This window comes from Acetobacterium wieringae (genome assembly GCF_026646375.1).
Lineage (GTDB): Bacteria > Bacillota > Clostridia > Eubacteriales > Eubacteriaceae > Acetobacterium > Acetobacterium wieringae_A.
In genome coordinates, this window is the sequence record NZ_JAIPPU010000033.1 from 1 (window position 1) to 8750 (window position 8750).

An 8750-nucleotide genomic window follows, 5' to 3' on the forward strand; every position below is an offset into this window, starting at 1 on the left:
TATTATCTCATGGATTTATTCTAGATGTAAGGCACCTTGTTATTAATCGCTTACAAAAAAACAGCTGATTATTGCTAATCAGCTGTTAAGTAAGTTGCTTTTATTTCGCATTGGTGGAGGTGACCCGTACCGGTTCGAGGTGACAATTTGCATTGAAGATTATCGTCATCATTAATATGTAAATAAAATACATTGCTGATTCCCGCTGATGACCTCAGCAACATTGGAATTACGTAACCGAAGCACCCTTTTTAACAACAGAATATTCAGAAAATTTCTGTTGTTACTCATAAATTATCAATATTGATTTGAGAAGCAATATCCTTACCGTTTAGTTATCATTACCTTTCATGAAAGCTCCAATATTAGCTTTTGCAAAATCTTCAAATGTCCGAGGGTTTTTTCCGGTTAATTTAAAAAATTCATTGGTGATTGTTTTAGCCGTACCGAGTCTGGTCATGATATACAACATGACCGTAACATTGACATAGCCTTTATCCAGCCCACGGTTCTTGATATAGTAATTTCGATATTTTAACAGGCCTGGTTTGACGTATGTTATTTTTCTGTTATTCAATTTACTTAGCACATCTGCCACCTGGAAATAGTCTAACGCTTCCGATCCGGTATTTTCCTCTTCTAATATGCAATTTGCAATTTTCATTAAGTCAACTAATTGACCAAATTTATCCACACCCATTTTTTCTTTCAATAATTTAACCGCTTTAAAATACTCAATAAACGATGACTCAACCAGATTCTCTCCTTTTTCGGTTATCACAAGTGTATAACTTCGCTTATCAGTAATCGAGCTTTCCTTGATTAAAAAACCTTGCTTCGTCAAAGATTTTACCATTAAGCTGACCGAAGGTTTGGAGATGTTAAAAAATTGGCTGATCATCAGCGGAGTCACAGCACAGCTTTGCTTTTGAGCGTATATCAGTACACCCATTTCACTAGGTCTTATGGAAAAATCCCGCTTTGAGTTCATATGTAACCTGCAAAACATCCCAATTACATCCGCACTATTTATAAGATCAACATTCATTTGCCCTCCATATAGTTAACTTACCTAACTATATGGAGCAATTATTCTTTCGCTTTGTCAATCATTTTCAATGAGCATGTGCAGATCCGTTCAATGCCTCATTCTGGGATTGTTTGGGAGATGATTCAATTTTGAGGCTTTCTATCATGTGCTAATTAGTCAAAACCATGTCCACTGATACATGATCCGGTCCGCTATAATTAACAACTGCTAATCCTCGTTCTCATGAAATTCATACGCCGCTCCTTTTTAACTGGTTTTTATCCTCAATAGTAGCGGAGGCTAGAATAGCCTTTTTCCAATCAGCTTTCATTCAAAAATCATGGCTAAATTCAAGTAATAAAAAACCACGAAATACAAGCTCATGCTGCTAAGCACTCATTTTCGTGGATTTTTTCCTACTGGAAGCTTTTATTTTGCTGCTTTTTCTTTTCTAATGTAGGCAGCTGCTATTTTTTTATAGTCCGATTTAAAAAACGCACACTCTTTAATACACACGGTGCAGCCATGCTGTTTTGAAAACGGAACGGCGCACTTTTTGTAGTCAATATGCTGCTCACTGCCATCTTTGCAGATCATTGGCTTTTCATAAATGGCCTGGGCCGGACATTTTTTGACGCACGCATGACATGTGGCACAGAAATCTGGTAGCCAATCATAATCTAATCTCTGGTTAACCGGAAGATTTTCGATGTCGGTTAACACTGCTGCCAGTCGTACGCTGGGACCGTAATCAGGTGTGATCAGCAACCCATTTTTTCCAAAGCCGCCCAGTCCGGCATCCCTGGCCATCACCGTAAGATTCAAATTACTGCCGATCGCCGGGATGGCCTGGGCATTAAAACCTTTTTCTCTTAAAAAATCAGAAATCAGATTAACCGCCCGGCCAAGTTCATAGTAGGTTCTAAAAATTTCTTGAATGGTTTTTTTTGACGGCGCTTGTTCAATCGCTGTTTTTTTCATTTCCACGGTGAAAACCATAGCATATTTAAACAAAACAATTGATTCTTTAAACAGATGGGTTTCTTTAACTTTGGTATAGCCGATACCCGAAATACCCAGCCCTTGCGCAACTGCTTCTATTTCTGCCAATCCTTCTGCCGACAGCGTTTTATTTGATGTGTAGGGATTTCGCTTAATCGATTTTACCGCTTTGGCTAATTCACGCAGTGATCCAAGCAAATATTTAGCATACGACGGCATCGTTTTTATTCGTGAGGATAAACTACCATATTTGATTGTAATCTCGGGTACTGATAGTCCTTCTTTTAATTGCGGATTGCCATACCAGACCGTATCGATGGGTCTGATATGTCTATATTCTCTAGGCATCGGAAATTTCATCTAATCAACTCCAATCTCGTACTGAGGATTAGCCCCCAACTGCTCTGAATTCTGATATAATCGAAAAAGATGCTCATATAAGGCCGCTTTGCCTGCTTCGGTAAAACCGTCAAAAAGGACTTTTTCCGCTTCTGCTCTGATTTTAAGCAAATCATTGACAATCAATTCGCCCTTTCCGGTAATGTAACACCGGGTGTTTCGTTTGTCCACATCATCGGAGACTCTGCGGATAAAACCATCATCTTCAAGAATTTTCAAAGCCTTGGTCACGCTGGCTTTACCAACCGATTTTAGCCTGGCTAATTCATTCTGATTAATGCCGGGGCTGCCGTAGATCAGTAGAAAATACTCAAACTGACCCTGCCGGATCCCAAACTTTTCAATCATACCGCCAATATAATTATTGGTATTTGCCGTAATAGTGCGAATCATCTTTCCAAAATCCATGGCTTCCATATTTGCACCTTCCTTATCTTTTTTTCAAATAGGCAGATTTTATTTGATCGTAATTACCAACTGTAAATGGGCACTCTCCGATGCAAACACCGCAACCATAATTTACAAAATCGCGAGAGCACTTGTCATAATCAACCCGGGTTGGATTAAAACCATCGCAGATCACTGGTTCTTTAAAAATCGCTTCTGTCGGACAGTTTCGAATACACTTTCCACATTTTTGACAGAATTCGTTGACCCACGTTAAGTCTCTTGGATTCGAGACGATATACTCATCGAGATTTTCAATATTGGTGTAAACCACTGAGAGACGTTGGCAGGCACCATTTTTTCTGGTGATCGCCATACTATGTCGACCAACGATTCCGATTCCCGCCCACTGGGCCGCCATTGAGTAGTCTAGCTGGCCTCCTATCGAGTGGTTTGGACTGGCACCAAATCCATTTTTTTGAAGAAAACCAGCAACACTGTTGGCAATATCTCCAGTTTTTACATACACTTTTGCTACTTCCACCTGACAAACGATACTTGGCGCTGTTTTAAAGGCATCGGGATCCATTGCGGATGAAAAAACGAGCGCATACTGATGGGGAACACCACAGCCCTTAAATAATTGTTCGGGCATCACTTCAAAATATCCGTATTCATCAACTTGTAACTTTTGCAGCAGTTTTTCCAGTTCATTGAAAACTGCTGCTGTGATCCGACTATTTAAACCTTCATGATCTTTCTTAATTAATTTTACTGTTGTTTGAATTGTCTGAGGTAATCGATATATCTTTGTTATGTTCTTTAAAAGATACCTGATATCTTTGTTTATGAATTTAATCCGTTCACCCTCAACGTAAGGTCGTTTTGTTGGTGATTGTGCTGAGGAGAACACCCGACCTCGTTCATTCAACGCAGTAGTTTGCGGTTTTACTATTTTATTCAGACTTAGCCCCATCTGGTGACCTCCTGTAAAATAACACATCATTTTAATTAGTTTACCGGTAAACTGTTTGGCCAGATTATATATCACAATAGTATGCCAGTCAACTAATATTTTTGTTATTTTAGAAACCGTTCCTCATTTTTTTCCCACAGGGACCGCCTATATAAATGAGTATAAAATATCCTGAAACAGATCTTTGCCTTTTATAACGCCGGCAATTGTCTGGTGACGCCTTGTTCCGTTAGTTTTCTGATCAATTCATGCAATTGATCAGAAGGCAGTTTATCAGTCTGCCGGTACCAGTAACTCATCATACCAATCATCGCCGATAGGGTATATTCGATAACATAGTCCAATTCTTTTTGATTAACCGTCGGTTTATTGGCGAATTCCTGGATTATTATTGGTTTAATAGCATTTTTGAGTTTGCTTGCAAAAGCCGGGTCACCACCGTCGCCAAGCAACACGGCATAGTATTTGCTGTTTTTTTCATATAGCTCAAGAAACGTGTTCGTAGGCATGCCGCACATGTCCGAACCGATTGTAATTGGTGGCAGCTCGTCCAGGCTGGGGATTAATGAATTTTCAATATGTTCCAGAACATCATAAACGTCTTTAAAATATTCATAGAACGTGCCCCGGTTATAACCGGCTTTATTAGTAATGTCCTTAATGGTAATTTTTTCAATTCTCATGGCACAATATAAGGACCAAAACGCATCGATGAGATTCTGTTTTGTCTGTGACGTTATCGCTGTCCGTTTATTCATCTTCATTCTCCCTTTCAAATCCGACAAATGCAGCCACATTGTTGGTTGATCCTCTGGCCGTCGGGATCTATAATTGAATCATACAACAGAATGTTGGATGATTCAAGGAGGAACTACTAACTATGATTACGATTCTTTGTTCAGGATCGCGGGGCGATTTTCAGCCCTATATTGCCCTTGCCCAGGAACTGCAAAAGCTGGGAAAAACGGTACGGATTGCCGGCGGCAAAAGTTTTGAAGACTTTATCAAAAACTACGGCATTGATTTTTATCCTCTATCAGCTGATTATCAGTCCGCCGAAATCGACCCCAAATTACTTCAGGATGCCCAATCATCAGATAATCCCCTGAAAATGATTTTGACCTTTAACAAAATGAAAAAATATGTGCTTGGCTTAACCGCCGAAATGTTCGCAGCTTGTCAAGGCAGTGAACTGATTGTTTACCATCCGGGCTGTACGATTGGTTATTTTGCCGGCGCCAAGCTCGGTATTCCGGCGATCCTGGCGGCACCCTTTCCGATGCACAAAACCACCGAAGTAGCTTCACTGATCGCCTACGGTAAAACCATCATGCCCAAAGCAGTAAGCTATCAGCTCTTGCAGGGGATGCTGTGGATGGCTGGAAAAACCGGTATAGAAACTTTTTTCAAGAAAGAATATGGCAAACTCCCCGAAAATTTTGGCAGCCCCTTTGAAAAAATCGATCACGCTCATCCGGCCATCATCTCCTGCAGCAATTTTGTCTTTCCCCGTCCCCTCGACTGGAACGCCGATATTCATCAGAACGGCTATTGGTTTGTGACCGAAAAAGATGATTATACCCCCGCCAAAGAACTGGCGGACTTCCTGGCAGCGGGCGAAAAACCAATTTATTTCGGCTTTGGCAGCGTTTTTGACAGCAGACATCAGGTTGAGACGGTCGCCATCATTATCGAGGCCCTTCGGCGAACCGGTAAGCGCGGGATCATCTCTGGTATGGGTGCGATTGACAACCTGCCGAAAAACCTGCTGGCGATTGACAGTGTTCCCCACAGTTGGCTGTTTGAGCGGATTTCCCTGGTTTGTCATCATGGTGGTGCCGGCACCACCGCCGCTGGTTTTAAAGCCGGTATCCCAAGTGTCATCGTGCCATTTTCCAATGACCAATTTGCCTGGGCTCACCGATCCTATGACCTGGGAGTTGGCGCAAAGCCGATTTACCGTAAGCATTTAAACGCTGATAAGCTGGCGGCAGCAATTCAATATGCCCTAACCGATCCGATTATCACGAATGCCCGAAAGCTCGGCCACAATATTGGGACTGAAAATGGTGCCTGGGCAGGTGCGAAAATAATAGCAGATTATCTGGTGCGGTAGATTTATGAAAAAAATGTCTACTTGGAGAAAAACCTTTTTCACCATTTATCTTGGTCAGGCCTTTTCCCTTTTAAGTTCCAGTGCCGTACAGTTTTCAATGATCTGGTGGATCACGATGGAAACCGGTTCGGCCCTGGCATTAACGATCGCAAGTGTTGTCGGATTATTGCCTCAGGCGATAATCGGTCCTTTTGCTGGTGTCTGGATTGACCGATTTAATCGTAAAAAAATAATGATTATTGCTGATGCTGCTGTTGCCCTTTCCAGTTTATTTTTATGCGTGTTATTTTTACTTGGCTACCAATCGCTCTCATTTGTTTATGTTGTTTTATTGATCAGGGCCTTGGGTGAGACTTTTCATAAGCCTGCTATGCAAACCCTTATTCCTCAGCTTGTTCCTTCTGCTGAACTTACAAAAGCTGGTGGCTTCGGACAAATGATCAACTCCGCTTGTTCGATGATCGGGCCCATGCTCGGTGCCTTATTGATGAGCGTTACAACCCTACCCTATACGATGCTAATTGATGTAATTGGGGCAATTTTGGCCATTTTAACCTTATCACTGGTCCACGTTTCCACCCCCCCAATAAATCTTAACAGTAAGTTAACCGTTATTGAAGATATGAAGCAGGGTATCCTGACGATTAAATCGAACAAGGCCTTGTTGCGACTTTCGATTCCAGTGCTGATATCAACGATTATTTTTGTACCTTTATGAACTTTGCTGCCGCTTATGGTCAAGGGTTATTTTAATGGTACGGCATGGCATAATGGGATCGTTCAAACCTTATTTTCCAGTGGCATGCTGATTGCTGCGATGATTATCGGTTTAACTGGTGGTCTCCAGCGACAATTTTTAATGATCGCACTTTCCATGGGTTTGCTCGGTTTATGCTCCTTTATTAGCGGTTTTTTACCAGCAACTTGGTTCTGGGTTTTCTGTATCGCTGTATTTATTATGGGGACAACCAGTATGGGTTTCAACATTCCCTTCACCGCCTATATCCAAAGAACGGTTCCTTCAGAAAACTTGGGTAAGGTCATTTCGCTTGTTACCAGTATTATGAGTTTTGCAGCTCCTGTTGGGATGTTTATTGCCGGACCTGTATCTGAACTGCTTGGTGTAAGCAATTGGATGATTCTTGCCGGTATTTTAATGGTATTTGTAAGCTTGTCATGTTATCTTTTGACACGTGAATTTGATATCCCTTTGATCAAGGAATCCGCTGCTTGTGGAGAAAACAAATAATCACCATGCAGCTGGTGATTATTTTAAATCATATTAGCAGATCAGTGCCTGATACGAATTTATAAACTTATTCAACGCACTAAACAACCTCTTTGTAAAAATCATCAATACTATACAAACTCTTAAATACAGTAACAAAGCCATTTCTACTCAAAACAGAAAAAAGCCACCTCATCACAAGGTGGCCTTTATTGTACCTTTTCTAATAATTAATGACTACTAAATCTTTCATACAATACTTTAAAATCCCAAAGTTCAATATTAATTTATACAAATGGCTAATTTCAATTTTAATAACATTAATATTTATTTTTTACAAAGTACAATTTTATCTTACGTTTTTTTATATTTTTGCTTGCTGCTATTGGGTTTATCTGGAATTGTCATTTCAATCAGCCCTTTTTCCATTGCCGGCAATAAATAGTTATCTCTAAAGGTTTGTCGATGTTTTAAACCTAATAATTCCATCAATTCTTTTGTCGAATAAGCGTTGTCACCGATCACATTTAATAATCTTTCGACTTGTTCGGTTACTTGATCGGTTACTTGTCCGGTATTTGAAACATCTTGTAGCGCATCATAAATTGCTTCCAATAGAAATTCAACAAACTGACCTGAATCTGCTCGATGATCACATTCTCCAAGTACTTTGTAATATTCATCCTGACGTTCCCTAATAAGCGTTTCGATAGGCAGCCAACCGAATAGTGGTTTCCACTTATAAAGTAGTAAAGTTTGCCACATTCGCCCCATTCGTCCATTTCCATCGGCAAACGGGTGAATAAACTCAAATTCGTAATGGAAAACACAACTTTTAATTAGCGGATGCACTTCTGCTTCTTTAGCCCAGCTAAACAGATCTTGTATCAAATGCGGAACCTGATTAGCCGGTGGAGCCATATGAACCAAATGATCTCCTGCAAATATACCGACACCACCGTTTCTAAAAATTCCGGATTCTTTTGATAAATCATTCATTAAAATTCTATGAGCTTGCAATAAAGCATTAATTGAAAATGGATTCATTTTTAAAAGTATATTATATGCTTCAAAAGCATTTTTCACTTCACATATTTCGTCTGGCGCACCGAGAATCCTTCTTCCATTAATAATGTCTGTTACTTGATCCAAAGATAATGAGTTGTTCTCAATTGCTAAAGAAGCATGGATAGTTCGAATTCGATTATCTCTTCTAAGTCTTGGATTGCTGTCCATGTTATCAGCAATTGTAATATGCGTAATTATTTCCGTTATCTTTGAAACTAAATTAACGGTTTTATCTGTTATCGTATACGGCGGAATATAATCCATTTGTTTGTTTTTCCTCATAAATATTATTTTTAAAACACTTGTCTATTATTATACCGTACAAGTTGAAATTGTCTATGAAAATTTCAAAATAAAATATTATTATAGGACAGACTTATAAAGTTACTTTTAGTAGAAAAGACCGTACCGAACCCCTGTTCGCAAAATATCATTTACATTCAATAATATTTATATAACATAATAACTTAATTAAAAAAACAGCTGATTATGTCAATATCGTTTTGAAACTTCCCAAAATAAACGGTAAAAATTACCCATTAGC

At 39.6% G+C, this 8750-nt stretch carries 9 protein-coding genes; 3 read left to right on the top strand and 6 right to left on the bottom strand.

Going from position 1 to position 8750, the window contains the following annotated elements:
* Positions 1-331 precede the first annotated feature (331 nt).
* The 5 genes from Q7P33_RS17535 to Q7P33_RS17555 all read right to left on the bottom strand — a co-directional run bounded on the left by Q7P33_RS17535 (position 332) and on the right by Q7P33_RS17555 (position 4552).
* Positions 332-1048, bottom strand: coding sequence for a MarR family transcriptional regulator (locus tag Q7P33_RS17535; protein WP_070372869.1), 717 nt, complete (start codon positions 1046-1048; stop codon positions 332-334).
* 411 nt (positions 1049-1459) lie between these two features.
* Entirely contained in the window at positions 1460-2392 is a 933-nt protein-coding gene (locus tag Q7P33_RS17540; protein WP_303872039.1) for a reductive dehalogenase domain-containing protein, read from the bottom strand.
* Positions 2393-2848, bottom strand: a complete 456-nt coding sequence (locus Q7P33_RS17545; RefSeq protein ID WP_070372509.1) for a MarR family winged helix-turn-helix transcriptional regulator — start codon at positions 2846-2848, stop codon at positions 2393-2395. It abuts the gene before it with no gap.
* A 13-nt stretch (positions 2849-2861) separates the two neighbouring features.
* Positions 2862-3794 carry a 4Fe-4S binding protein gene (locus Q7P33_RS17550; protein WP_303872041.1) on the bottom strand — a complete coding sequence of 311 codons (933 nt, stop codon included), beginning with the start codon at positions 3792-3794 and terminating at the stop codon, positions 2862-2864.
* A 191-nt stretch (positions 3795-3985) separates the two neighbouring features.
* Positions 3986-4552: a TetR/AcrR family transcriptional regulator gene (locus Q7P33_RS17555; RefSeq protein ID WP_303872042.1), complete on the bottom strand. Its 567-nt coding sequence runs from the start codon at positions 4550-4552 to the stop codon at positions 3986-3988.
* Between the two features lie 122 nt (positions 4553-4674).
* On the opposite strand from Q7P33_RS17555, the gene Q7P33_RS17560 reads away from it, so the two are divergent.
* The 3 genes from Q7P33_RS17560 to Q7P33_RS17570 are packed head-to-tail and all read left to right on the top strand — an operon-like array spanning position 4675 to position 7159.
* Positions 4675-5910 carry a glycosyltransferase gene (locus Q7P33_RS17560; protein ID WP_303872043.1) on the top strand — a complete coding sequence of 412 codons (1236 nt, stop codon included), beginning with the start codon at positions 4675-4677 and terminating at the stop codon, positions 5908-5910.
* A gap of 13 nt (positions 5911-5923) precedes the next feature.
* Positions 5924-6628: an MFS transporter gene (locus Q7P33_RS17565; protein ID WP_303872044.1), complete on the top strand. Its 705-nt coding sequence runs from the start codon at positions 5924-5926 to the stop codon at positions 6626-6628.
* Positions 6629-6643: 15 nt separating this feature from the next.
* The gene (locus tag Q7P33_RS17570) at positions 6644-7159 is read left to right on the top strand and encodes an MFS transporter (RefSeq protein WP_303872045.1); all 516 of its coding nucleotides are present in this window, start codon (positions 6644-6646) and stop codon (positions 7157-7159) included.
* 333 nt (positions 7160-7492) lie between these two features.
* Here the strand turns inward: Q7P33_RS17570 and Q7P33_RS17575 are convergent, their stop codons facing one another.
* Positions 7493-8470, bottom strand: coding sequence for a Fic family protein (locus tag Q7P33_RS17575; RefSeq protein WP_303872046.1), 978 nt, complete (start codon positions 8468-8470; stop codon positions 7493-7495).
* Positions 8471-8750 lie beyond the last annotated feature (280 nt).

Excerpts from the sequence above, each read along its gene's own strand:
- Q7P33_RS17535 (WP_070372869.1), bottom strand. The coding sequence starts at position 1,048 with ATGAATGTTGATCTTATAAATAGTGCGGATGTAATTGGGATGTTTTGC.
- Q7P33_RS17540 (WP_303872039.1), bottom strand. The coding sequence starts at position 2,392 with ATGAAATTTCCGATGCCTAGAGAATATAGACATATCAGACCCATCGAT.
- Q7P33_RS17545 (WP_070372509.1), bottom strand. The coding sequence starts at position 2,848 with ATGGAAGCCATGGATTTTGGAAAGATGATTCGCACTATTACGGCAAAT.
- Q7P33_RS17550 (WP_303872041.1), bottom strand. The coding sequence starts at position 3,794 with ATGGGGCTAAGTCTGAATAAAATAGTAAAACCGCAAACTACTGCGTTG.
- Q7P33_RS17555 (WP_303872042.1), bottom strand. The coding sequence starts at position 4,552 with ATGAATAAACGGACAGCGATAACGTCACAGACAAAACAGAATCTCATC.
- Q7P33_RS17560 (WP_303872043.1), top strand. The coding sequence starts at position 4,675 with ATGATTACGATTCTTTGTTCAGGATCGCGGGGCGATTTTCAGCCCTAT.
- Q7P33_RS17565 (WP_303872044.1), top strand. The coding sequence starts at position 5,924 with ATGTCTACTTGGAGAAAAACCTTTTTCACCATTTATCTTGGTCAGGCC.
- Q7P33_RS17570 (WP_303872045.1), top strand. The coding sequence starts at position 6,644 with ATGGTCAAGGGTTATTTTAATGGTACGGCATGGCATAATGGGATCGTT.
- Q7P33_RS17575 (WP_303872046.1), bottom strand. The coding sequence starts at position 8,470 with ATGGATTATATTCCGCCGTATACGATAACAGATAAAACCGTTAATTTA.